At 73.2% G+C, this 23001-nt stretch carries 23 protein-coding genes; 12 read left to right on the top strand and 11 right to left on the bottom strand.

The genetic code is table 11. From position 1 onward, the window contains the following. Window positions 1-164: 164 nt before the first annotated feature. On the top strand, window positions 165-389 hold the full coding sequence (locus G6553_RS16185; RefSeq protein ID WP_166195233.1) for a hypothetical protein: 225 nt from the start codon (window positions 165-167) through the stop codon (window positions 387-389). A gap of 142 nt (window positions 390-531) precedes the next feature. Here G6553_RS16185 and G6553_RS16180 read toward each other — a convergent pair whose 3' ends face one another. Next, the gene (locus G6553_RS16180) at window positions 532-1173 is read right to left on the bottom strand and encodes an NAD(P)H-dependent oxidoreductase (RefSeq protein WP_166195231.1); all 642 of its coding nucleotides are present in this window, start codon (window positions 1171-1173) and stop codon (window positions 532-534) included. 77 nt (window positions 1174-1250) lie between these two features. Here G6553_RS16180 and G6553_RS16175 point away from each other — a divergent pair, with 77 nt between their 5' ends. Both G6553_RS16175 and G6553_RS16170 read left to right on the top strand, forming a co-directional pair. Beyond that, complete coding sequence (locus G6553_RS16175) at window positions 1251-1826, top strand: TetR/AcrR family transcriptional regulator (protein WP_166195228.1); 576 nt, start codon at window positions 1251-1253, stop codon at window positions 1824-1826. A 58-nt stretch (window positions 1827-1884) separates the two neighbouring features. Next, window positions 1885-3576 (top strand): glycoside hydrolase family 3 N-terminal domain-containing protein, encoded by a 1692-nt coding sequence (locus G6553_RS16170; RefSeq protein WP_166195225.1) that lies wholly within the window; start codon window positions 1885-1887, stop codon window positions 3574-3576. Between the two features lie 32 nt (window positions 3577-3608). Here G6553_RS16170 and G6553_RS16165 read toward each other — a convergent pair whose 3' ends face one another. Genes G6553_RS16165 through G6553_RS16150 form a run of 4 tightly spaced genes read right to left on the bottom strand, consistent with a single transcriptional unit; the run spans window position 3609 to window position 9189 of the window. Then, entirely contained in the window at window positions 3609-4109 is a 501-nt protein-coding gene (locus G6553_RS16165) for a carbonic anhydrase (RefSeq protein WP_166195223.1), read from the bottom strand. Between the two features lie 22 nt (window positions 4110-4131). Further along, entirely contained in the window at window positions 4132-5931 is a 1800-nt protein-coding gene (locus tag G6553_RS16160) for an MFS transporter (protein WP_166195220.1), read from the bottom strand. Then, the gene (locus G6553_RS16155) at window positions 5928-6659 is read right to left on the bottom strand and encodes an LppX_LprAFG lipoprotein (RefSeq protein WP_207619875.1); all 732 of its coding nucleotides are present in this window, start codon (window positions 6657-6659) and stop codon (window positions 5928-5930) included. Before G6553_RS16155 ends, G6553_RS16160 begins: the two co-directional genes overlap by 4 nt. Before the next feature lie 4 nt (window positions 6660-6663). Continuing rightward, window positions 6664-9189, bottom strand: coding sequence for a DNA topoisomerase IV subunit A (locus G6553_RS16150; RefSeq protein WP_166195215.1), 2526 nt, complete (start codon window positions 9187-9189; stop codon window positions 6664-6666). Between the two features lie 72 nt (window positions 9190-9261). On the opposite strand from G6553_RS16150, the gene G6553_RS16145 reads away from it, so the two are divergent. From G6553_RS16145 to G6553_RS16135, 3 genes are read left to right on the top strand one after another with little or no spacing between them, the layout of a single operon-like run. Continuing rightward, complete coding sequence (locus G6553_RS16145) at window positions 9262-11958, top strand: bifunctional GNAT family N-acetyltransferase/acetate--CoA ligase family protein (RefSeq protein ID WP_166195212.1); 2697 nt, start codon at window positions 9262-9264, stop codon at window positions 11956-11958. A gap of 55 nt (window positions 11959-12013) precedes the next feature. Beyond that, entirely contained in the window at window positions 12014-12598 is a 585-nt protein-coding gene (locus tag G6553_RS16140) for a DUF5998 family protein (protein WP_166195210.1), read from the top strand. Window positions 12599-12608: 10 nt separating this feature from the next. Then, complete coding sequence (locus G6553_RS16135) at window positions 12609-13763, top strand: nucleotide pyrophosphatase/phosphodiesterase family protein (RefSeq protein WP_166195207.1); 1155 nt, start codon at window positions 12609-12611, stop codon at window positions 13761-13763. Window positions 13764-13800: 37 nt separating this feature from the next. Here the strand turns inward: G6553_RS16135 and G6553_RS16130 are convergent, their stop codons facing one another. Continuing rightward, on the bottom strand, window positions 13801-14592 hold the full coding sequence (locus tag G6553_RS16130) for a hypothetical protein (RefSeq protein WP_166195205.1): 792 nt from the start codon (window positions 14590-14592) through the stop codon (window positions 13801-13803). Window positions 14593-15116: 524 nt separating this feature from the next. Here G6553_RS16130 and G6553_RS16125 point away from each other — a divergent pair. Both G6553_RS16125 and G6553_RS16120 read left to right on the top strand, forming a co-directional pair. Continuing rightward, window positions 15117-15440, top strand: coding sequence for a DUF2511 domain-containing protein (locus tag G6553_RS16125; RefSeq protein WP_166195202.1), 324 nt, complete (start codon window positions 15117-15119; stop codon window positions 15438-15440). A 220-nt stretch (window positions 15441-15660) separates the two neighbouring features. Then, complete coding sequence (locus tag G6553_RS16120) at window positions 15661-15981, top strand: hypothetical protein (protein WP_166195199.1); 321 nt, start codon at window positions 15661-15663, stop codon at window positions 15979-15981. Between the two features lie 55 nt (window positions 15982-16036). Here the strand turns inward: G6553_RS16120 and G6553_RS16115 are convergent, their stop codons facing one another. Both G6553_RS16115 and G6553_RS16110 read right to left on the bottom strand, forming a co-directional pair. Continuing rightward, complete coding sequence (locus tag G6553_RS16115; protein WP_166195196.1) at window positions 16037-16354, bottom strand: DNA gyrase subunit A; 318 nt, start codon at window positions 16352-16354, stop codon at window positions 16037-16039. 219 nt (window positions 16355-16573) lie between these two features. Continuing rightward, window positions 16574-16939: a hypothetical protein gene (locus G6553_RS16110; protein ID WP_166195194.1), complete on the bottom strand. Its 366-nt coding sequence runs from the start codon at window positions 16937-16939 to the stop codon at window positions 16574-16576. Window positions 16940-17257: 318 nt separating this feature from the next. Here G6553_RS16110 and G6553_RS16105 point away from each other — a divergent pair, with 318 nt between their 5' ends. From G6553_RS16105 to G6553_RS16090, 4 genes are all read left to right on the top strand, one after another. Further along, complete coding sequence (locus tag G6553_RS16105; protein WP_166195191.1) at window positions 17258-17968, top strand: GAF and ANTAR domain-containing protein; 711 nt, start codon at window positions 17258-17260, stop codon at window positions 17966-17968. Between the two features lie 320 nt (window positions 17969-18288). Continuing rightward, window positions 18289-18945, top strand: coding sequence for a hypothetical protein (locus G6553_RS16100; RefSeq protein ID WP_166195189.1), 657 nt, complete (start codon window positions 18289-18291; stop codon window positions 18943-18945). Next, a complete protein-coding gene (locus G6553_RS16095; protein WP_166195186.1) occupies window positions 18942-19412 on the top strand; it encodes a DUF2382 domain-containing protein in 471 nt (156 codons plus the stop codon). Before G6553_RS16100 ends, G6553_RS16095 begins: the two co-directional genes overlap by 4 nt. A 107-nt stretch (window positions 19413-19519) precedes the next feature. After that, on the top strand, window positions 19520-19699 hold the full coding sequence (locus tag G6553_RS16090; protein WP_166195183.1) for a hypothetical protein: 180 nt from the start codon (window positions 19520-19522) through the stop codon (window positions 19697-19699). Between the two features lie 59 nt (window positions 19700-19758). Here the strand turns inward: G6553_RS16090 and G6553_RS16085 are convergent, their stop codons facing one another. The 3 genes from G6553_RS16085 to G6553_RS16075 all read right to left on the bottom strand — a co-directional run bounded on the left by G6553_RS16085 (window position 19759) and on the right by G6553_RS16075 (window position 22959). After that, entirely contained in the window at window positions 19759-20625 is an 867-nt protein-coding gene (locus G6553_RS16085) for a PRC and DUF2382 domain-containing protein (protein WP_166195181.1), read from the bottom strand. Between the two features lie 134 nt (window positions 20626-20759). Then, window positions 20760-21263 carry a hypothetical protein gene (locus G6553_RS16080; protein ID WP_166195179.1) on the bottom strand — a complete coding sequence of 168 codons (504 nt, stop codon included), beginning with the start codon at window positions 21261-21263 and terminating at the stop codon, window positions 20760-20762. A 28-nt stretch (window positions 21264-21291) separates the two neighbouring features. Next, window positions 21292-22959 carry an AMP-binding protein gene (locus tag G6553_RS16075; RefSeq protein WP_207619874.1) on the bottom strand — a complete coding sequence of 556 codons (1668 nt, stop codon included), beginning with the start codon at window positions 22957-22959 and terminating at the stop codon, window positions 21292-21294. Between the last annotated feature and the right edge of the window lie 42 nt (window positions 22960-23001).

Genomic DNA, 23001 nt, shown 5'->3' with positions numbered 1-23001 from the left:
CCCTGCAACTCTCAGGCAGGTCATCCCCGAAGAGCGACTGGCTCAGCTCGGCAGTGACCCGGCAGACCCGGGGTGCAGACAAGAGACCTACTCCTGTCTGCACCCAACGTCCACCAGTGAGCCGCTCGGGTGTCGGCGCGCCCGCAGCCGGGTAGGTCGGGTCCATGGATAACCGTCTCGCTCGCGCGCTGGGCGCTTCGTTGTTGATGTCGGGTTGCCTCACGCTCCTGGTCGCCTTCTTCTGCTACATCGAGGGCGAGCCGGACGGGGTGCACGCGAGCGCGGTGTGGGTGCTCACCACCCTCGGACTGTTGCTGGTCGGCAACTCGTTGGTCGTGCTGGTCGTGGAGTCCCAGGTCCGGGCGGAGCGCGCGTCGGGCGTCGGCTGACGCCCGCGGAGTCCCAGGAGCGGGGGAGCCGGGGTAGTAACGGACGGATCTGACCGTCACGGTGACCGTGACGGACGTTTCTCACCGTTACTACCCGGTCGGCGGGCGCGGGGCATTGGGGAGGCCCCGGGATCCGGGCGGCTCAGGCGGCGAGGTCGGGCGCAGGGACGCGCACGACCGGCATGAGCTTGTCGGCGCGAGGAGCACGACGGGCGTCGGTCCGGCCGAGGTCGGCGAGCTGCTCGAGCCACGACTCGCGCTGCTCGGCAGAGCTGCCGTGAACCGGGCCGAGCCTGGTGGCGTGCACCGGCTTGAGACCGCAGAAGCGCAAGGTGCTGCGGCGCAGCTGGCGCACGGCGGAGTCGCCCATGAGCCCGCGCAGCCACCAGCCGGGGGAGTCGGTCGTCATGACCACGCGCGCGGACCGGCCGGCGAGCAGGCCCTGAGGGAGCCCGTTGTCGCGGTACCGGTAGGCCCAACCACGCTCGAGGGTCCGGTCGAGGAAGCCCTTGAGCACCGCGGGCACCGAGCCCCACCACACGGGCGCCACGACGACGACGTGGTCGGCGGCGACGAGCGAGGCCTGCGCGCGGAGCAGGTCGGGCTCGAGCGGCTGCTCGGCGCGCAGGCCGCGGCGGAGGTCGAGGTCGAAGTGCAGGTCGCGCAGGGCGAGCAGCTCGACCTGCGCGCCGGCGGAGCAGGCGCCGGCGGCGTACCGCTCGGCGAGGGCGGCGCAGAGCGAGCCGCTGTCGGGGTGGGCATCGATGACGAGGGTGCGGGTCATGGCGTCTCCTGGTTGACGACCGTCGGTCTTGACGGTGTAAAGATGGGGTGCAGCCAGCCTGCGGTACGATCTTTCCCGTGTCAAGATCCTCGACGGGCTACCACCACGGCGACCTGCGTCGCGCCCTCCTCGAGGCCGGGGCGGCCCTGCTGGAGGAGCAGGCACCCGCCCGGGTGAGCCTGCGGGAGGTGGCGCGCCGCGCCGGGGTGAGCCACGCGGCGCCGTACCACCACTTCGGGGACCGCGGCGGCCTGCTCAAGGCGATCGGCGACGCCTGCATGGGCGACTTCCTCGCCCGGCAGGAGGACGCCGCGGCTACCCAGAGCGACCCCGCCGACCGGATCGTGGCCCTCGGGGAGGCCTACGTGTCCTTCGCCGCCGAGCGCCCGCACGCCTTCGCGCTGGTCTTCGACCCCGAGCTGTGCCCGCCGCAGGACCCGAGCCCCGAGCGCGCGCCGCTCATCGCGCGCAACGAGGAGCTCCTCGCCGAGTGCGTCGCCGCCTGGCTGACCGCCCGCGGCCGCGGCCCGGAGGACCTCGAGGCGCTGTCGACGGCGTTCTGGGGTGCGGTCCACGGGCTGGCCGCGCTGGTCGGCGAGGGCCAGCTCGGGCGGGAGCAGGTGGCGCCGGCGCTCCGCGCGCTCGTCCGCTAGGCCCTGGGACACCTCCGCGCGCGACCGGCGGACGCACCGGGCTGGCAGCATGGGACGGGTGCCCTCCCGTCTGGTCGTCGCCGTCGTGGCGGTGCTGGCCCTGGTCGCGGGGTGCACCAGCGGCGACGGGGAGCCGCCGGCCGGCACGGGAGCGGGCGCGACGGAGCAGGCGGTGCCGCGGAGCCCGTCGGAGCGCCTCGGCCTGAGCACCGGCTGGGGCCCGAGCCGCGCCGAGCTCGACCGCGCCGCCCGGAAGGTCGGGCGGCTGGCGCTGCCGGAGCTGGCCGGCCAGGTCGTCGTGACGAGGTACGCCGGCACGCGGGCGCCCACCGAGCTGGTGCGCCGCCTCCACCTGGGCGGCGTGGTGGTCTTCGACGACAACGTCGCCGGTCCGGAGGCGCTCGCCGGGTCGTTGCGGCGGCTGCAGCGCGGCTCGGGCCGCGGCTGGCCGTTGATGACGGCGGTCGACCAGGAGGGCGGGCTGGTCCAGCGGGTCGGCGGGGCGGTCACGGCGTACCCCGCGCTGATGAGCGCCGGCGCGGCGGACGACCGGCGGCTGACCCGCTGGGCCCACCGGGCACTCGGCGCCGAGCTGACCGGGATCGGGCTGAACGTCGACCTGGCTCCGGTGGCTGACGTGACCGTCGGCGCGGCCGACCCGGTGATCGGCTCGCGCTCGCCGGGGTCGGACCCCGGGACCGTGGCGACCCACGCGGTGGCGGCGGCGCTGGGTCTCCGGGACGCGGGGGTGGTGCCGGTGGTCAAGCACTTCCCGGGCCACGGGTCGTTGACGACCGACAGCCACGTCGCGCTGCCGGTCCAGACGCGCACGGTGCCGCAGCTGCGTCGGGTCGATCTGCAACCGTTCCGCGCCGCGGTCGACGCGGGCCTGCCGGCCGTCATGGTCGGTCACATCGCGGTGCAGGCGGTCGATCCGGGTGTGCCTGCGACGCTGTCGCGACCGGTGGTCCACGGGATGCTGCGCGAGCGGCTGGGCTTCGACGGGCTGGTCGTCAGCGACGCGCTGGAGATGGCGGCGGTCCGCGGTCGTCGCGAGCCCGCGGTGCGGTTCCTGCGGGCGGGCGGGGACGTGGTGCTGATGCCGGTCGACCCGGCCGCGGCGCGCGCCTCGATCGTGCGCGCGGTCCGCGAGGGCCGGCTGCCGCGGCGGCGGCTCGAGCAGGCCGCGACCCGGATGGTCGCCCTGCTCGAGCACCGGGCGGCGACCGCACGCAGGGGAGCGGCACCGGGGTCGGCAGCCGAGGCAGCCCGCAAGCTGTCGGCCGCGGCGGTCACGGTCGTGGCCGGGCCCTGCGAGGGTCGGCTGGTCGAGGGCCCGGTGGTGCCGCTGGGCAGCAGCACGGCGGTGGCCGGCTTCCGCGCGGCGGCGACCCGCGCCGGCATGGCCCTCGGCAGGGTCGACCTCGTCAAGCCGCCCAGACCGGAGCGGACCGGCAACAGGAAGAAGGACCGGCGCCGCCTGCGCGCGTGGCGACGGGCCGAGCCGCACCAGGTCGTCCGGGGCACGCCGGTGCACCTGGTGAGCGGTGGCGCGGCGCCCGGCAGCGGGATCGTCGTCGCCACCGACCGGCCGAGCGTGCTGGGCGGCTCGGCAGCAGCCGTCCGCATCGCGACGTACGGGACGAACCCGGGCGCCATGGCAGCCCTCGTCGACGTCCTCCTCGGGCGCGCGGAGGCACCCGGCCGCCTGCCGGTCGAGGTCTCCGGCGTCGAGCGCCGGGGCTGCTAGCCGATCAGCCGGCCGCCGGCGGGAGCGACGCGTCAGACCACGCGGTCGAGCAGCCCGGTGTCGACGTCGTAGACGAACCCGCCGATCTTCACCGTGTCGGGGACGAGCGGGTGGCTGCTCACCTTGTGCACGTCGTCAGCGAGCGTGGCGCGCTGGTCGGCGACGACCGGGAACTGCTGCCAGGTGGCGTCCGTGCCGGCGGAGGCGCTGACGCGCTCGCGCAGCTCCTCCTCGGTGCTGGAGGCGACGGCGCAGCGGGTGTGGGGCACCACGAGGACGCGGTCGACGTTGAGCAGGTGCACCGCGAGCACGAGCGCCTCGAGCGCCTGCGGAGTGACGCGCCCGCCGGGGTTGCGGAAGATCTTGGCGTCGCCCGGCTTGAGCCCGAGCATGCCGAGCGGGTCGATCCGCGAGTCCATGCAGGTCACGATCGCGACGCCCGCGTGGGCGACGCCGTCGAAGCCGGCGAGGTCGAAGGTCTCCGCGAAGCGTCGGTTCGCGTCGAGCAGGTCGTCGAAGTCCGAGTCAGCCACGGACCGGAACCTAGCGGAACCCTCAAGCACCGGCGCGCAGCACCTCGGCGGTCGAGACGGCCTTGGTCGCCGCGCCGCGGAAGACGACCAGCGCGATGAGCCCCGCGAGCACCGCGGCCACGGCGGCACCGGCGAAGACGGCGTGCTCCTGGGGGATGCCGGCGGCGGCGATGAGGTCGGAGTACGCCGTGCAGCGGGTGCGGTCGCCGCAGACCTCCCGGGCCGAGGGCAGCGGGTTGTCCTCGAGGTGGTCGTAGTAGCGCCGCAGGCCGAGGGCGGTGAGTGCGGAGATGCCCACGAGCATGCCGACCATCCGTGCGACGACGACCATCGCGCTGGCGACGCCGTGGACGTCGTCGTCGGTGCTGGCCAGGATCGCGGCGTTCACCGGCGCCAGCGCCAGTCCGAAGCCGAAGCCGCACACGACCAGCGTCAGGTCCGAGGAGAGGTGCTCGAGGCTGTCGACCTCCCACTGCGTCATCAGCGCGAACCCGAGCGCGGCGAGACCCATGCCGGCGGCGGTGATGACGCCCGCGCCCACCCGGCGGGTCAGCCAGCCGCCGACCACCGCGCCGACGGGGAGGGCGACGAGGAACCGCAGCAGGACGAGCGCCGCCATCAGCTGGGAGTCGCGGTGGATGGTCGTGCGCGCGAAGAGCGGGATGTCGATCAGGGCGGCGATGAGGGCGGCGCCGATGAAGAAGCTGACGAGGACCGCGCCCCAGGCCGGCACCCGGCGCAGCGCCCCGGCGGGCACGAGCGGCGCGTCGGCGCGGCGGACGTGCACGACGAAGGCGACGGCACCGAGGGCGCCGCCGAGGAGGTACCAGAGGCCCTGGTCGGAGAAGACCTGCACCTTCGGGTCGGCGGTCGCGAAGGCGAGGATGACGCCGCCGAGAGCGATCGCCAGCAGCAGCGCGCCGGTCAGGTCGGCCTCGCGGGCGCTGCGCCACCAGGCGCGCAGGTCCACCAGCGGCCGGCGGGCAAGGGCGCAGCGGACCAGGAACAGCAGCGACGCGCCGATCGCCACCAGGCCGACAGGCGTCAGCCAGCGGCCGTCGCCGACGTACGGCACGAACATCTCGCCCCAGGTCAGGTCGCGCAGCAGCTGGCTGGGCCGGAGGAACACCAGGCCGCCCGCCACCATGGCGACCAGCGCGAGGAGCACGCCGAGCAGGTCGGGCAGCCCGCGTCGGGGTGGCGGCTCGCCCGGCCCGACCACGGAGGCGCCGCGCACCGACCGGATCGCGGCGGCGAGCACCAGGCCGACGGCGAGGTTGAGCAGGAAGATCGCGCGCCAGTCGGCGACGGCGAGCACGACCGCGCCGAGGAGCGGGCCGAGGACGCTGCCGATCTCCTGGACGGCCGAGACCAGCCCGAGCGGCACGCCGCGCCGCTCGGCGGGGTAGAGGTCGGCGACCAGCGCGAGGGTGGCCGGCACGAGCCCGCCGCCGCCGACACCTTGGAGGAAGCGGCCGGCGACCATGCTGGGGAGGTCGTACGCCGCCGCGGTCACCAGCGAGCCCAGGGCGAAGAGCACCAGCGCGGCCACGAGCACCGGGGTGCGGCCGCGCAGGTCGGCGATCCGCCCGATGAGCGGCAGCATCGCGACGTACCCGAGCAGGAAGCCGGAGATGATCGGCGCGGCCTTCTGCAGCTGCTCCACCGAGATCCCGGCGCCGGTCATCATGTCCGGCAGCGCCAGCACGACGACGTAGGTGTCGGCCGCCGCGAAGGCGACCGCGACCGACGCCAGGACGAGCAGCAGCCGCGGCGAGCGTCCCCCGGCCCCCCGGCCCGCCCCGGCGACGGTGTCGCTCACGGGGCGGTGATGTCCTGCTCGGTGCCGTAGTCGTCGAACCCGATCGTGTAGGTCATCTCGGGGGAGTCGGCGTAGAAGACGCCGGTGAGCACGGCCGCGCGCAGCTCGCCCTCGGCGGTGATCGTGTACGTCGCGTCGAAGTCGCCCGACGCGCTCGGGATGACGTTCTTGACGGCCGTGTCGGGGACCGTGCCGGTGTACTCGGTCAGCACCTCGTCGTTGTTCGCGCCGCCGCGGACCGACTCGCCCTCCTCGAGGCCGGTGGTCGCGGGCAGGAGCGCCGAGAAGCCGGCGTCGGTGCTCATCAGGCCGGCGGGGTCGGGCGCGCCGTACTCGGTCGGGTCGATCTCCTGCCAGCCGTCGGTGAACGGCACCTGCGCGTAGACCTTGTCGTCGACGGCGACGACCGGCACCTCGACCTGCTGGCCCAGGAGCACGACGGTGATCGACCCCTCGAAGGCCGGCGCGTGGGTGCCGACCCCGGAGGCGTCGACGATGCCGGTGACGCCCTCGGGCAGGTCGTCGGTGGTCAGCGTGATCGACAGGCCGCTGGTCTCGTCGAAGGTGGTCTTCGCGAGCTCCATCACCTCGGCCGGGGTCTGCTCCTCGCCGACCGGAGAGGACTCGTCGTCCCCGCCGGAGCAGCCGGCGACGACGGCAGCGGTGAGCACCAGGCCGAGCGCGGGGGCGAGTGCGGGCATGACGACAGGACGGAGGGAGCGCAGCACGCGATCAGCCTTCCACACCGGCGGGAGCGGTCTCGGGACCGTCGCTGTCGCCACCGCCGTCACCGCCGTCGCCACCGCCGAGCCGGGCGGCGACCGGGCCGGCGCACGCGGCGATCGGCTGGGCGCCGGGCACGCCGGAGCCGTCGCGGCGGCCGTTGGCCTCGGGCAGCTCGACCGGCGCACCGCTGTCGGCTGCGGCCCGGGCCGGCGCGGTGCCGACCCAGGCGAAGACCAGCGCGTCCTCGCCCTTGAGGAAGCGGTGGCAGCGGACGCCGCCCGTGGCGCGGCCCTTGGGCGGGTACTCCGAGAACGGCGTCACCTTGACCGCGCCCGGCTCGGTGCCGGGCAGCGCGGTGGAGGAGCCCGACGCCGTGACGACGACCGAGCCCTCGGGCGCAGTGTCGACCGCGCCGAACCACAGCACGGTCGCGCCGGCGGCCAGGCGGACGCCGGCGATGCCGCCACCGGAGCGGCCCTGCGGTCGGACCGCGTCGGCGCCGAAGTGCAGCAGCTGCGCGTCGGTGGTGACGAAGCAGAGCGTCTCGTCGCCGGTGGTCAGCTCGACCGCGCCGACGACCTCGTCGCCGTCCGCGAGCCGGACGACCTCCCAGTCGTCCTTGTTCAGCACCTCGGGGTTGACCCGCTTGACCACGCCCTGCTTGGTGCCCAGCGCGAGGCCGGGGCCCTCGCTGGCCAGCGTGCACAGCGCGAGCAGCCGCTCACCCGGCTCGAGCGCGAGGATCTCGCTGACCGGCAGGCCACCGGCCAGGTGCGGGTCGTTGGCGGTGCCGGGCAGCTGCGGCAGCTCGAGCACGCCGATCCGCACCAACCGTCCGAGGTTGGTCAGGCCGCCCACCTCGCCGCGGGCGGTCGCACGGACCGCGGAGACGACGACGTCGTGGTTGGCGCGGCCGCCGCCGCTGCCGGGCGGCTCGTCGGTCGCGGTGCGGGCGAGCAGGCCGGAGGAGGAGAGGTAGACGAAGCACGGGTCGTCGGCGACCTCGAGCGGCACGGCGCTGCTGACCGGCGAGCCGGCGGACTCCAGAAGCACGGTGCGGCGCGGGGTGCCGTAGGTCTTGGCGACCTCGGCCAGCTCGTCGGAGACGACCCTCCGCAGCAGCGCGTCGTCGCCGAGGATCGCGTCGAGGTCCTCGATGGTGCGCTGCAGCTCGGACTGCTCCTTCTCCAGCTCGATCCGGCTGAACTTCGTCAGCCGGCGCAGCTGCATCTCGAGGATGTACGTCGCCTGCGGCTCGGTCAGCTCGAAGACGTCCATCAGCCGGCCGCGCGCCTGGTCGGCGTTGTCGCTGGAGCGGATGAGCTGGATGACCTCGTCGATGTCGAGGATCGCGACCAGGAGGCCCTCGACCAGGTGCAGCCGGTCGGCGGCCTTGCCGCGGCGGAACGCCGAGCGACGGCGTACGACGTCGTAGCGGTGGGCGAGGAAGACCTCCAGCAGCTCCTTGAGCCCGAGCGTGCGGGGCTGGCCGTCGACGAGCGCGACGTTGTTGATGCCGAAGCTGTCCTCCATCGGCGTGAGCCGGTAGAGCTGCTCGAGCAGCGCCTCGGGGACGAAGCCGTTCTTGACCTCGATGACCAGCCGCAGGCCGTGCTCGCGGTCGGTGAGGTCCTTCATGTCGGCGATGCCCTGGATCTTCTTGGCCTGCACGAGGGTCTTGATCCGCTCGACGACCTTCTCGGTGCCGACGCCGTAGGGCAGCTCGGTCACGACGATGCCCTTGCGGCGGGCGGTGACGTTCTCGACGCGGGCGCTGGCGCGCATCTTGAACGTGCCGCGGCCGGTCTCGTAGGCGTCGCGGATGCCGTCGAGGCCGACGATCTTGCCGCCGGTGGGCAGGTCCGGCCCGGGGATGAACCGCATCAGGTCGTCGAGCGTGGCCCTCGGGTCCTTGATCAGGTGGCGCAGCGCCTGGACCACCTCGACCAGGTTGTGCGGCGCGCAGTTGGTGGCCATGCCGACCGCGATGCCGGTGGTGCCGTTGACCACGAGGTTGGGGATCGCGGCCGGCAGCACCGACGGCTCGAGCTCGCGGCTGTCGTAGTTGGGCCGGAAGTCGACGGTGTCCTCGTCGATCGAGGCGGTCATCGCCACCGCGGCCGGCGCCATCCGGGCCTCGGTGTAGCGCATGGCGGCGGGGGAGTCGTCGGGCGAGCCGAAGTTCCCGTGGCCGTCGATGAACGGCAGCCGCATCGACCACGGCTGGGCCATCCGGACCATCGCGTCGTAGATCGCGCCGTCGCCGTGCGGGTGCAGCCGACCCATGACCTCACCGACGACGCGGGCGCTCTTGACGTGGCCGCGGTCGGGCCGCAGGCCCATGTCGTTCATCGTGTAGAGGATCCGCCGCTGCACCGGCTTGAGGCCGTCGCGCGCGTCGGGGAGCGCCCGGGAGTAGATGACGGAGTAGGCGTACTCCAGGAACGACGACTCCATCTCCTGCTGGATGTCGGTGTCGAGGATGTGCTCCTCGAAGTCCTCGGGCGGCGGGGGAGTCGTACGTCGTGCCATGGCGCCCATTCTCCCCGCCGGGCCGCCCGGACCGGCCGGGGGCACGCCCGGCGACCGGCTAGATTCCTTCCCGTGACCGAGCAGGACGTCCCCACCGCCCCCCGGCACTGGGAGGCCGACGTCCTCCTCCGCGACGGACGCACCGCCCACATCCGCCCGATCGTGCCGTCCGACGCCGAGCTGATGGTCGAGTTCTACAGCCGCGTCTCCGACACCTCGAAGTACTACCGGTTCTTCTCGCCGATGCCGCGGCTCTCCGACCGCGACGTCAAGCGGTTCACCGAGGTCGACCACCACGACCGGGTGGCGTTCGTGCTGACGCTGAGCGGTCAGATGATCGCGGTCGGCCGCTACGACGTGGTCCGCCCGGGCGAGGCCGAGGTCGCCTTCCTCGTCGAGGACAGGCACCAGGGCCGCGGCATCGCCCAGCTGCTGCTCGAGCACCTCGCGCAGGCCGGCCGCGAGCGCGGCGTCGAGCGGTTCGTCGCCGAGGTGCTGCCCGACAACACCCGGATGATCCAGACCTTCCGCGACGCCGGCTACCACGTGGCCAGCGAGTACGAGGACGGCGTGCTGGCGCTGGAGTTCCCCATCACCGCCACCGACACCGCGATCGGGCTGATGCAGGGGCGCGAGCACAAGGCCGAGGCCGCCTCGATCGAGCGGTTCTTCAACCCGCGCTCGGTCGCGGTCATCGGTGCCTCGCGGCGCCAGGACACCATCGGCCAGGCGCTCGTGCGGCACCTGGTGACCGGCGACTTCACCGGACGCGTGTACGTCGTGAACCCGACGGCCGCCGCGGTGTCCGGCATGCCGGCGTACAAGACCGTCGGCGACATCCCCGACGAGGTCGACGTCGCGATCGTCGCCGTCCCGGCCGAGTCGGTGCAGGACGTCGTCCTGGACTGCGCCGCCAAGGGCGTCCACGGCCTGGTCGTCATCTCCTCGGGCTTCGCCGAGACCGGTGAGGAGGGTCGCCAGCGGCAGCGCCGGCTCGTCGGCCTGTCCCGCTCCTACGGCCTGCGGCTGATCGGCCCGAACTGCCTGGGCATCATCAACACCGACCCGGCCGTCTCCATCAACGCCTCCCTGTCGTCGGTGATGCCGCCGCGCGGCCGTGCCGGCTTCTTCTGCCAGTCCGGCGCGCTGGGCTCGGCGATCCTGGAGAAGGTGCAGAACCGCGGCCTCGGCCTCTCCACCTTCGTCTCCGCCGGCAACCGCGCCGACGTCTCCGGCAACGACCTGCTGCAGTACTGGGAGGAGGACGACTCCACCGAGGTCGTCCTGCTCTACCTGGAGTCCATCGGCAACCCGCGCAAGTTCTCCCGCATCGCCCGCCGGGTCTCGCTGCGCAAGCCGATCATCGCCGTGCGATCGGGCCGCACCACCCAGGGCGTGCCGATGGGCCACGCCGTGCGCCGGATCTCCGCGCCGCCGCAGGCCGTGGACGCGATGTTCCGCCAGGCCGGGGTGATCCAGGTCGACACGCTCGAGGAGATGTTCGACGTCGCCCAGCTGTCGGCCCACCAGCCGCTGCCGCGCGGGCGCCGGGTCGCGATCGTCGGCAACTCCGACGCGCTCGGCCTGCTCGCCGCGGACGCCGCCGCGGCCGTCGGGCTGGTCGTCAACAAGTCCGTCGCGCTGGGTGCCGACGCGACCGCCGACGACTTCGAGGACGCGCTCGACGCCGCCATCGACGACCCCGAGATCGACTCGGTCGTCGCCGTCTACATCCCGCCGCTCAACGTCTCCGGCGAGGACGTCGCGAACGTCCTGGCCGCCGTCGGCGAGCAGTCCGACAAGCCGCTGGTCTCCTCCTTCCTCGGTGCCGAGGGTGTCCCCGAGCTGCTGCGCGTCCCCGACGTCGCCGGCTCGACGGCCGGTCGTGGCTCGGTGCCGTCCTACCCCGCGGTGGAGTACGCCGTGCGGGCGCTCGCGCGGGTCGTGGAGTACGCCGTGTGGTTGCGGACGCCGGACGCGCCGCCCCGCGTGGGCGACACCGTCGACCGGCGGGCCGCGAAGGCGGTCGTCGACCGCGTGCTGGTGCAGCACCCCGAGGGCACCGAGCTGAGCCAGGAGACGCTGGCGGAGCTCCTGGCGGCGTACGGCGTGGAGCTGTGGCCGGTGCGCAAGGTGGCGTCGCTGGAGGAGGCACGTGCCGCGGGCGAGGAGCTGGGCTGGGACGTGGTGCTCAAGGCGACCGCCGACCACCTGCGCGAGCGGCCGGACCTCGCCCACGTGTGGCGCAACATCGACGACGCCGAGGAGATGGCCGACGCCTGGGACTCGCTGTCGTCGGTGATCGGGGACCCGGGGGGCGCCGGGTTCGTGGTGCAGAAGGTCGCGCAGCCGGGCGTGCCGGTCTCGATCCGCTCGATCGAGGACCCGCTCTTCGGACCGGTGGTCTCCTTCGGCATCTCCGGAGCGATCACCGACCTGCTGACCGACCGGTCCTTCCGGATCCCGCCGCTCTCGGAGCGGGACGCGGCAGCGATGGTGCGCGAGATCAAGGCCGCGCCGATGCTCTTCGGCTACCGCGGCAGCGAGGTCGTCGACGTCGCCGAGGTGGAGCGGCTGATCCTGCGGATCTCGCAGCTGCAGAACGACCTGCCCCAGGTCCGTTCGCTGGAGCTGTCGCTGGTGCTGGCCGGCGCGCACGGCTCGAGCGTGCTCACCGCGGGCGCCCGCGTGGAGCCGGTCACCGACCCGCGCTCGGACTGGTACGTGCGGCGGCTCCCGCAGGCGCCGGGCGACACGATCCCGGGCTGACCCGCCTCCCGTGCCGTTGGGGTCGCGGGGGGTGCCGCGTGACACACTTCGGACCATGCGCACCCGCACCACCGACGACCGGGACCGGGCCACCGAGCTCCGGCACGCCATCGACCGCACGGGCTACTACCCCGAGGTCGTCGCGGACGGCGTGGCCGCGGCGGTGGCGGGCGAGCAGGTCGTGTCGTTCTTCGTCCACCACGAGCCCACGTTCGAGCGCGACGAGGTGCGCCGCCACCTCTCCGTCGTGGTGCTCACCCCGACCCGGCTGGTCCTCGCCCACACCGACGAGCACCCCGGCGACGACCTGCTCCCGGAGCCCTACACCTCCACCTCGACCGAGGCGGTCAGCCTCTCGGCGGTGAAGTCCGTCGTCGTCACCCGCAACATCGCCAACCCGACCTCCGGCCCGTCGCGGCCCGCCGAGGTCGTCATGACCATCGGCTGGGGCGGCGTCGCCCGGATCGACCTCGAGCCGGCCGGCTGCTCGGACCCCGAGTGCGAGGCCGACCACGGCTACACCGGCGTGCTCTCCTCCGACGACTTCTCGCTGCGGGTATCGGCCGCCGCGGACGGCGCCGACGCCGTGCACGGGCTGCTGTCCTTCGCCGAGTCGCTCTCGGCCGCCACGCACGCCTGAGGGACGGGGCATGTCGGGGCTCGGACCGGGTCCGGTGGGGGAGTTCCACGAGCCGGCCTACGGGCAGCGGTCGCTCTCCGACGTCGTGCCCGCGGTCGCGGTCGCGCTGGGGATCGACCTGGGCTCGGCGCTGGACCGGGCCGCGCCGACCCGGCTCGAGCTGCCGCCTGCGTCGTCGTACGTCGTCTTCCTCGTCGACGGCCTCGGCCACCGGCTGCTCGAGCGTCACGCCCACGCCGCGCCGTACCTCTCCTCGCTGCTCGGGCGCGAGCCCGCCACCGCCGGGGTGCCGTCGACGACCGCGACCAGCCTGACCTCGCTCGGCACCGGGCTGGTGCCGGGCGTGCACGGGCTGGTCGGCTTCACCTCGCGCGTGCCCGGGACCGACCGGCTGCTCAACGCGCTCTTCTGGTCCAAGGACATCGACCCGCTGGAGTGGCAGCCGCACCCGACCGCGTTCGCGCGGCTGCGCTCGGCCGGCGTCACGACGACGGTGGTCAACAAGCGGGAGTTCGCCGGCAGCGGGCTGACGCTCGCCGGCTCGCGGGGTGCGGAGTACGTCGGCGCCGACAAGGTCGGCGAACGGGTCGCCGCCGCGGTGGCCGCCTCGATCGAGCGGCCCTCGCTGACCTACCTCTACGACAGCGACCTGGACTGGACGGGCCACCGGTACGGCGTCTCCTCCAGCCAGTGGCTCCAGCAGCTCTCCAGCATCGACTCCGAGGCCGAGCAGCTGCGCGAGGCGCTTCCCGCCGACGTGCGGCTCGTCATCGTCGCCGACCACGGCATGGTCGACTGCCCGCCCGACCACCGCCTCGACGTCGACGACCACCCCGAGCTCCGCGACGGCGTGGCGCTGCTGGGCGGCGAGGCCCGCTTCCGCCACCTCTACTGCCAGCGCGGCGCCGTCGACGACGTCGCCGCCACCTGGTCCTCGGTGCTGGGGGAGCGGGCCGACGTCCTCACCCGCGACCAGGCGATCCGCCGCGGCTGGTTCGGCCCCGTCGACGCGTCCGTCCTGCCCCGCCTCGGCGACGTCGTCGTCGCCTCCACCGGCGACCACGGCATCTTCTCCACCACCGACTTCGCCTACGAGAAGACGCTCGTCGGCCTGCACGGGTCGCTGACGCCGGAGGAGATGCTCATCCCGGTGCTCGTCGACTGAGCCTCGCAGCAGCCGCGTCGTGCCGCTGCGTGGTTGCCTACAGGTCGGAGAGGTCGTCGAGGCGAAGGCTCTCGCGCATGATGTCCTTGTAGAGCACGACGTCGGTCGGTGCGGTCAGCGGCTCGACGTCGTAGGAGAACGTGATGGTGCCTTCGCCTCCATCAGCCGGACCCAGCGACAACGGCAGCAGCGGGTCGCCGGCCAGCACGGCCCGGCCGGTCTGGCCCTCGTTGAGGAGCGCGGGCACGCCCTCGAAGTCGATCTCGGTCATCGGCTCCTCGGTCTCGGTCGCCCGGGCCTTCGTCAGGCCGCCGGTGACCATCTCGAGCACCTGGTCCCGCGTGACGATCTGTGGCACGTCCTTGCTGCTGTCGCTGGAGTACCCGATCCACGTGCCGGCCATCAGCCGGGCGTCCTTGGTGGTCACCAGCGGCCGCTCGTCCCACCACCTCGCGGGGGCCTTGACGTACATGCGTCCGTCGACGGCGAGCGTCTCGACCATCGCCCCGTTGCTGGAAAGGACCTTGAGCAGCACGTCCTCGCCGGTGAAGACGTAGACCTGGGTCTCGCCGGGACCGGCGACGGAGAGGGAGACGTCAGTGACGGCGTCCAGGTTCTCGGCCGCCTCGGCGTACAGGCCCTTGGTGTCGGCGAGGTCGTACTGGTCGTAGCTCGTCGTGGGTCCTGCTGACGCGGACGACGAGGCCGCCGCCTTGCCAGGACCGGTCGAGGTGTCAGGGCCGTCGTCCTGCCCGCACGCCGTCAACGACGCTGCCAGGAGAGCGGCGGCTGCCAACGCGGCGATCGGGCGATCGAGTCGGTGCGTCACGGGGACTACATCTCCTGCCCCGGCCCAACGTAAACCGGCAGGGGTCGGCGCTCCGTGGCGCAGCCGGACCGCGTACCTGACCCTCCGGTCGAGCACCGGTCGGACCGTCTCGGCGATCCGCCTCCCTGGGGGCGGCGTCCACTGGGGGACGGGGATCGTCGGCACGCCGGGCTGACTGCGCCGGCGCCTCCTCGACATTCGCCACGCCGTCCGGTGTCGGGCCCGGAGTTCTTGGTGCATCCCGAGCGCGCAGTGCCTCGACTGGGCTTGGGCGCCCATCGGGCCGCGGGCGACCGCGGCGTCGACGGACACGAAGAACGTGCCCGGCCGCGGCGTCGTCCGTCGTAGGAGGCGCGCGCCGACCTCCGTCACCGGACGAACGGCGCCTCCAGCATGCCGGTGAGCTCGTCGTCGCAGTTGTGTGCCCGGCGACGCGTCGGTGTGCGTCGTCAAGCACACGACCCGGGCGGGGGTGGCCCGGCTGTGTGGACGGCGGATGCTGCCCGGCGGCGTACCGTTCCGTGGTGCGCCGCCTGCTTGCGTTCCTCGTCATCGGGCCGGTGCTGGCCGCGTGTTCCTCGGACAAGGGCCTGGGCGAGACCGAGCGGGTGAGCGATGACGACCTCGGAGACGCGTGGCCGTTGACGGTCGAGTCGGCTCTGCTCACGTGCGACGACGGATACGTCTTGGTCCAGGTCGACGGCAACTCCTTCCGGATCGACGGCATCGCGGGTCCGGACGACGCCCATCCAGGCTTCCGGCGACTGTGGGCGACCGACCCCGAACGACTCGATGGACGCAAGGACCTGTCGGCCCTGGTCGACGCGGGGCGGTCGCTCTGCGACTGACCTGCTCCTCGCCGCTCCCGCAGGCTCCGGGTCGCCGATTGCGGCGATCCCCGGTCGGCCCCGTGCCCTGAAGACCCACCGCGAACCTCTCGCGGAACCGCCAGCGCTCGACGTCCGTCCCTGCTCTGTGAGCGTGTCAGCGAGGCCCGAACCCTGGACCGCTGGTTCGTGCCTGCTCGTCGTCGCGCTGCTGGGCGGCTGCGCCGACGACTCTCCCGCCGTGATCGAGACCCCGAAGGCCGCCGTGCTGGTGGCGGCGCCTGCCGATGGCGGGGACGACGCCTTGGTCAGCGGCGAGATCGGCATCATCAAGGGCTGTCTCGCCATCGGCGATGACGTCGCCATATGGCCAGCCGGGACGCGCGTGACCGCCGAGGCCGGACCGGTCATCGACGTGCCGGGGCTGGGTTCGGTGACCGTCGGGGACTACGTGGAGGGTGCCGGGGGCTACGGGCTCGCCAGGAACCCCCAAGGACCGCAGTCACCGACGATCCCCAGCTCGTGCCTCGGCGCGGGGCTCGTCACCTACCGCGCCGAGTAGGACGCAGGGGCAGCGCACAGCGGGTCGAGTGAGCGAGCTCGCGGACCTCGCGAAGTCATCGGGCGGCCAGCTCCGCGGTCAGCGTTGCCACACGTTCGACGAGTTCTTGGCGGTGCCGCTCGAGCTCCGCGACGTCGACGGCATTCAGGCGCCCGACCTGCAGGTCCAGCACCGCAGTCGCCTGCATCTCCGTCAGGCCGTACCGCTCCTCGAGGGCGCGCCTGGCGGCAGGCCGACCCGACGCCAGAAGCACAACATCAAGAACTTCGTGTGCGTCGTTCGCCGCGACGAGGATGGCCTCGATGACCTGGATGTGATCCTGCGCGTTTCGCAGCTGATCACGGACGTCGTTCACGGAGCGTCCGGAGGTCATGGAAGCACCTTGCCACGACGAGGACCGCCTGTCGGGCGACCGGTCGCACACGCCGTTCGCCCGTCCGGACTCAGACGCGGAGCACTCGTCAACACTCAGGCCAACGCACTCCGGGCCGAGTGAGGCGACCGCTCATCTACTGTTGCACCTACGCACGCAGTCCGGACTCGTGTTGCGGAGGAACTGCGCCCACCGTTCACCGTTGTGCTCGCGGAGGGCTCAGTCTGACCGCGGTGAGATGGGCCCGCGGGTGCCATCGATGCGGAGGATCTGCCCCGCCTGCAAGGTGAGCGGCGAGCCCTTGCTGCCCAGCGCTTCCGCCAACTCATCGACTGCGCTCCCCGAGATGACACCGTCGTAGACCTCGTCGACGTCACCCTGGAACCAAGCGCCGTGCAGCACGAAGTCAGCCCAGCCCTCCGGCCCGAAGGCAAGCACTTCCTTGCCGCCTTCTCCCCGGAACGTGAAGATGGTGCTGGAGTCATCGGAGTGATGGATCCATGCCACCCCCGACAACCACTCGAGGACGTCAGCCCAGAACGCTTCCCTGACCTCCGCAGGGATTCCGTCGCTCGTCAGGCTCATGGAGCCATCATGCCTGTGCCGGGCGTCGACTGCGCCGCTGCTGGGCAGCGGCCATCGAGCCGACCTCAGGCATCTCGGTCCGAGTGAGCAAGGAGCGATGACCGGGGCCGTGTGCCTGGCGACGCGCCCAGGCGCGCTCTCAAGCACACGACCGCGATCCCGGACTGGACACTGTCGCGCAATGGCGCGGCTTCAGCGCCTGGCGGGGTCGGCGGTGGGGCGACGATGGTTGCTCGGCCGCCGCCGAGCAGGTGCCGCCTGGCTGTCACCGGTTGCCAACCCGTGCGCACCAGGGACGGGGTGTGCGAGGGTCCTGGCATGGCGAGCGATCGGGCTGACCTTGCACAGCGGTTGTCGAACGCTGCCCGCGAGCTGCAGGGTGTGGGACCGCAGGAGACGATGGACGATGCGGTTCGCCTGGCGGTCAACAACGTGCACGGCGCCGATGCGGCCGGCCTCTCGCTGGTGCGTCGCCGCCGTCGGGTTGAGTCGCCGGCGTTCACCGAGGACTACGTCAAGCGCAGTGACGAGCTGCAGAACGACTTGAACGAGGGGCCATGCCTCGACGCGATCTTCCGGGAGAAGCTGGTCCACGCGCCGGACCTGACGACCGAGGGTCGCTGGCCGCGGTGGGCGCCGCGGATCGCCGAGGACTTCGGCGTGCGCAGCATGATGTGCTTCCAGCTGTTCACCAACGAGGACACCGTCGGCGCTCTCAACCTCTACGCGACCACGCCGGACGCCTTTGATGCGGTCGACCGCGACGACGGTCTGGCCTTTGCCGCGCACGTCGCCGTGGCCGTCGCGGCGGCACAGAAGATCGAGCAGCTTGACACCGCAGTCGCCCGCCGCACGGTGATCGGGAAGGCGCTCGGCATCCTGATGGAGCGCTACGACTTCAGCGACGACGCCGCGTTCGCAGTCCTGTCGCGCCTCAGCTCGCAGTCGAACCGCAGGCTGTTCGAGGTGGCCGAGGAGATCGTCCGCACCCGCCGAGTCGGAGCATCCGAAGAGACGTCACCGGCGTAGAGGCCCCCGGGGCGGCCCGGGAACCCCTCTGCTGAAGTCCCCGGGCCTGACGCAGCCGGGGCGGGCCCACCTCAGCAGCGCTCCTCCGAGGGTGCCCACCGCACGCGACTCCGACCCGCGAGCCCACGGCGCTGGTCGCGAGCTTGACGCAACGGCAGAGCGCGCTTCCCCTCCGAGGTCTCGGAGGCATGGAACGCATCCCGGTGGTCGGCAGGTCGGGCTCTGGCAACCGGCTCGCCTCGATGGCGCACCGTCGACCCGTCGTATGTGCGCTCCGACCCCGGGTACCGCGACCCAGCCCGTCGTCCCGAGGAGCAGCCATGACCGACGTCCACCCGCCCGCCGGCGACCGCTCGTCCGGCCGCCCTTCGATGCCGCGCCCGGCGGAGGAGCAGATGGTCCTCCGGGCCGGGGACAGCGACGTCGTCGGTGCCTCGCGCAGGCGCGCACTGGACGTCCCGGCGACCCTGGCCGGGGCCCTGGCGGCGCTCGGCACCCTCCTGCTCCTGTCCAGCCTGGTCGGCACGATCGGGACGATCGGGTTCCAGCGTGGGGTCGAGGGACGCGACCTGTCGATCGGCGGACTGGTCGCCGGGCTCGTCGTCCTCCTCCTCGCCTGCCTCGTCGGCGGCTGGGTCGCAGGCCGCGTCGCCCACGCCCGCGGCCCGCTGCACGGTCTGCTCGCGGTGGTCTGGCTGGTCGTGCTCGCCGCGGTGCTGGCCGGGCTGGCCGCCCTGGCGGGCGACGACGCAGACGTGCGGGAGAAGGTCGGGTTGCCGGACTGGTTCAGCTCCGACGCCCTCGGCACGGCGGCCGTCGTCACCGGTGTGGTGGCGCTCCTGCTCATGCTGCTCGGTGGCTGGCTCGGCGGTCGGTTGGCGGACCGGCACCGCCACGACGGCGACGTCGAGCTCGTCCGGACCCGGCGCAAGGTGCGCACCCGCCAGGGCGGCATCGACACGGAGGTCGGGCGATGACCCAGCAGCACCCCGACGACCGGCCGAACCAGCCCGACCCGCTCGACCCGCGCACTCCGCTGGCCGAGGACGACGCCTCCGTCGTCCGGCACGAGGAGCGCGCCGAGGTCGGCACCGAGGTCCACGAGTCCGGACGGGTCCGCGTGCGCAAGCACGTCGAGACGCACCCGGTCGAGGAGACCGTCAGCCGCGGCGTCGAGCACGCCGACACCTCCGAGCGGGTTCCCGCGACCGAGGGTGACAGCGGAGAGGTCGAGACCCTCCCGGACGGGTCGATCTCCATCCCCGTCTTCGAGGAGGTGCTCGTGGTGACCAAGAAGCTGGTCGTCCGCGAGCGGGTCATCGTCCGCAAGCACACCGTCGTCGACGAGCACACGCTCCGCACCGATCTGCGGCGTGAGCACGTCACGGTCGAGGGCGACGACGGCGTCGAGGTCGAGGACCGGCGCGCCACCCCCGACGCCTGAGCGACTCCGCAGCCCTGGCCGGCCCCGGGCGCGAGCCTGGTCACAACCGGCCACCGGCTGCCGCGTTCTGCCGCCGACCGGTCCCCGCGGTGCCTAGCCTGCGCGGCATGGCACTCGTGCGCTGCAGCTGCGTCGCCCAGGTCGTCCTCGGACCGGACGGCGCCGGCTCCCACGGCCACTCCGACGGCGTCGGCCTGCGGGTGCAGGTGCTCGACCCCGAGTGCGGGTACGTCGTGCACCGCGTGGCGGCGGGGTTCCCCGCCGGTCCCGCTGCGCCCGTGGCCTGACCAGGACGCAGCGACGCCCGCACCCGGGGCGGGTGCGGGCGTCGCTGCGACGTGAGGGATCAGACGCGACGGTCGTCGACGTCGCCCTCGACCTCGATGTGCTCCTTGCGCACGTCCTCGGTGACGGTCTCCTCGTCGACGACCGTCTCGGTGCCCAGGCGCACGCGCTCGACGGGCTCGGCCGTCTTGTCCACGGTCGCCCGCTCCTCGTGCAGCACGACCTCGTGCTCCTCCTCGGAGATCGTCGGACCGTCGAGCGCGTCGTCGACGTTGCCGGCGGTGACCGGCTCGGTCTCCACGACCGCGCGCTCCTTCGCGACCGGGACGGTGCGCGTCTCGGTCTCCGTGGTGACGTACTTGCGCAGCCGGGCGCGGCCGGCCTCCTGGCTGGTCGTGCCGACCTCGAGGTGCTCCTCGGAACGGGTCATCGCGTCGTCGGTGTTGCGGCCGGAGACGTCGTGCCCGGCGGGAGTGACGCCGGCGGTGCCGGTCGTTCCCGTCGTGCCCGTGCCGGTCGTGCCGGTGTCGTACGTGCCCGTGCCGGTGGTGGTCCCGGTGTCGTACGTCGTGCCGGCGTCACCGTAGGTGCCGCCGACACCGCCGACACCGGCGCCGCCCGAGCCGTAGTACTCGTAGAGACGGGCCTCCTCGGCCTCGTCGAGGTGGCCGGCGTCGAGGTCGACGTTGGGCGCGTCCTTGATCCGGTCCTTGGTGAACGGCAGACGCAGGTCGCCGCCGTCCAGGTGGGCATCGGCGACCGGCACGAAGGACTCCTTCATGCCGAACAGGCCGGTGTTGACGGTGACGAACTCCGGACGACCGGTCTGGTCGTCGAGGAAGAGCTGACCGACCTTGCCGATCTTCTCGCCGTCGGAGCCGTACGCGGTCGAGCCGATGACGTCGTGCGCCTGGGTCTCGCTGATCATGGGGTGGTTCCTTCCGATCGGGATGGTTGCCACCACCCCCATCTCCCCTCGGACCATGGCCATGCGCGACACGCCCGGGGGCGCCGCCCAGATCATCCTGTCGGGTGATGACCCACCGGCTGCGGCCGAGGCGGCTAGGGCTGGATGCGCAGGTGCACGCCGGGTTCCTGGCCGGGCTCCACCGGCGCGGTGAGTCCGCCGAGCGCGCCGACGAGCGCCGCGAGAGCAACGAGCCCGCCGAGGCCGGCGGGGGAGGCGTCGCGGTCCGCGCGGAGGCGGGCGAAGCAGTCGCTGCGCAGGTAGGAGACGAACGCGCCGAGGGCGACGACGGCGGCGCCGGTCCCGAGCAGCTCGGTCAGGGACGGGCCGGTGACCAGGTCTATGACGCTGGCGAGGACGACCAGCACCAGGACGATCCCGGCGAGCCAGGTGCGGACCATCCGGGCGCGGATGACGCCGGCGGAGACGTAGGCTACCAGCAGCGCGGCGAGGGGCATCGAGACCAGTGCCGACTGCTCGCCGGCCGTGCCGCGGTCGGCCAGGGTCACGAGCTGCATCACGACCGAGGCCCACGCGAGCACCCACGCCGAGGGCGGGACGGTGCACGTCTGTCCCCGAGTGGCTGCGTCGACCGTCACCCGGGCGAGTGTGCCACCAGCAGGGGGTTCAGCCGAGGAGCGAGAGCCGGTCGTGCTCGGCGTACTCCGCCTCGAGGGCGGCGGCGCGGTCGGGCGTGAGACGGCGGTACGCGCCGTCGACCCGCTCGAGGACCGGGTCGCCGCCGCGCCACAGCTGGCGGCGCAGCGTCGGCTTGTCGACCTTGCGAGTGGCGGTGACCGGCAGGTCGTCGGTGAGGCGGACCAGGCGCGGCGCCCACTTCGTGCCGAGGTCGGCCTGCTCGGCGAGGAAGCCCGCGAGGTCGTCGGGGTCGACGGCGGTCGGGTCGTCGACCTGGAGGGTGGCCATCACCAGGTCGCCGGTGCGCGGGTCGGGGACGGGGTAGACCGCGGCCACCGCGACGCCGGGGAAGCGGGAGAGGATCCGCTCGACCGGGGCGGCGGCGAAGTTCTCGGAGTCCACGCGCAGCCAGTCGGCCGTGCGGCCGGCGAAGTAGAAGAAGCCGTCCTCGTCGCGGTAGCCGAGGTCGCCGGTCCAGAAGTCGCCGTCGCGCAGCTTCTCCGCGCTCGCCTCCGGGTTGTTGTAGTAGCCCTCGAACCGGGCGGCTGCGCCGCGGGAGACGATCTCGCCGGTCGCCTCCGCCGCGTTGAGCAGCTCGCCGTCGGGGGAGAAGCGGGCCGGCGGGCACACCTGGCCGTCCTCACCGACGACGTCGATCGTGAAGCCGACCTGCGGCACGCCGAGCGCGCCGTCGGGCGTCTCGGGGGTGCGGATGATGTAGCAGGTCCCCTCCGAGGAGCCGTAGGACTCCGAGACCGCCACGCCGTAGCGGCGCAGGAACTCCGACCGGTCCCGCGCCGAGGCCTCGGTGCCGAAGCCGAACCGCAGCTTCGTCCGGCCCTCGTCGGGGTGCTCGGGCTGGGCGAGCACGTAGGCCAGCGAGCGGCCGACGTAGTTGAAGAACGTCGCCCCGGTCTCGAGCACGTCGGGCAGGAAGCCCGAGGCCGAGAACTTCCGGCGCAGCGCGAACGCCGCGCCGTGGTTGACGCACGGGCCCCACGCGGCCATCAGCGCGTTGCCGTGGAAGAGCGGCATCGCGTTGTAGGCCACGTCGTCGCGGCCGACCGGGATGGGGGTGAGCTGGCAGATCCGCGCCCAGCGACCGGTCGAGCAGATCACCGCCTTGGGCGCGCCGGTCGAGCCGGACGTGAAGAGGAGGAGCAGCACGCTGCTCGGGTCGAGCCCCGCGGGGGTGGCGGCGACGGGGGCGTCCGCGTGGCGCGCCAGCGCGGCGGCGTACTCCTCGCCCTCGACGTCGAGCACCGTCTTCGCACCGTGGTCGATCCCGTCGAGCAGCGAGCCGTGCGGCTCGGCGGTGAGGAGGACGGCGCAGTCGGTGCGGCGTACGTCGGCGGCCAGCTCCGCCCCGCGGCGGGTCGGGTTGACGCCGATGACGGTGGCGCCGGAGAGGGCGGCGCCGGCGACGAGGAAGAGGTACTCCGGGGTGTTCTCCAGCAGCACGCCGACGTGCCAGGGACCCTCGGCCGGGCGCAGCTCCTGGAGCACGCCCGAGCGCACCGCGGCCTCGGCGAGCAGCTCGCGCCACGTCCAGCGGCGCCCCTCGAAGAGCAGCGCGGTCCCGTCGTCCTCGGCGCGCGCGAGGAGGAGCTCGGCCATGGTGGCGTGAGGGAGGTCGGGGATCGTGGCGTCGTTCACGCCGGCATTGCACCGGCTCGCCGGGGCGGCGGGACGGCGGCG

It is taken from the genome of Nocardioides sp. IC4_145, from assembly GCF_011250565.1.
In the GTDB taxonomy this organism is placed as follows: Bacteria; Actinomycetota; Actinomycetes; order Propionibacteriales; family Nocardioidaceae; genus Nocardioides.
The sequence above is the reverse complement of the archived record's forward strand: the minus strand, read 5'-3'. Positions and strand labels throughout refer to the sequence as shown.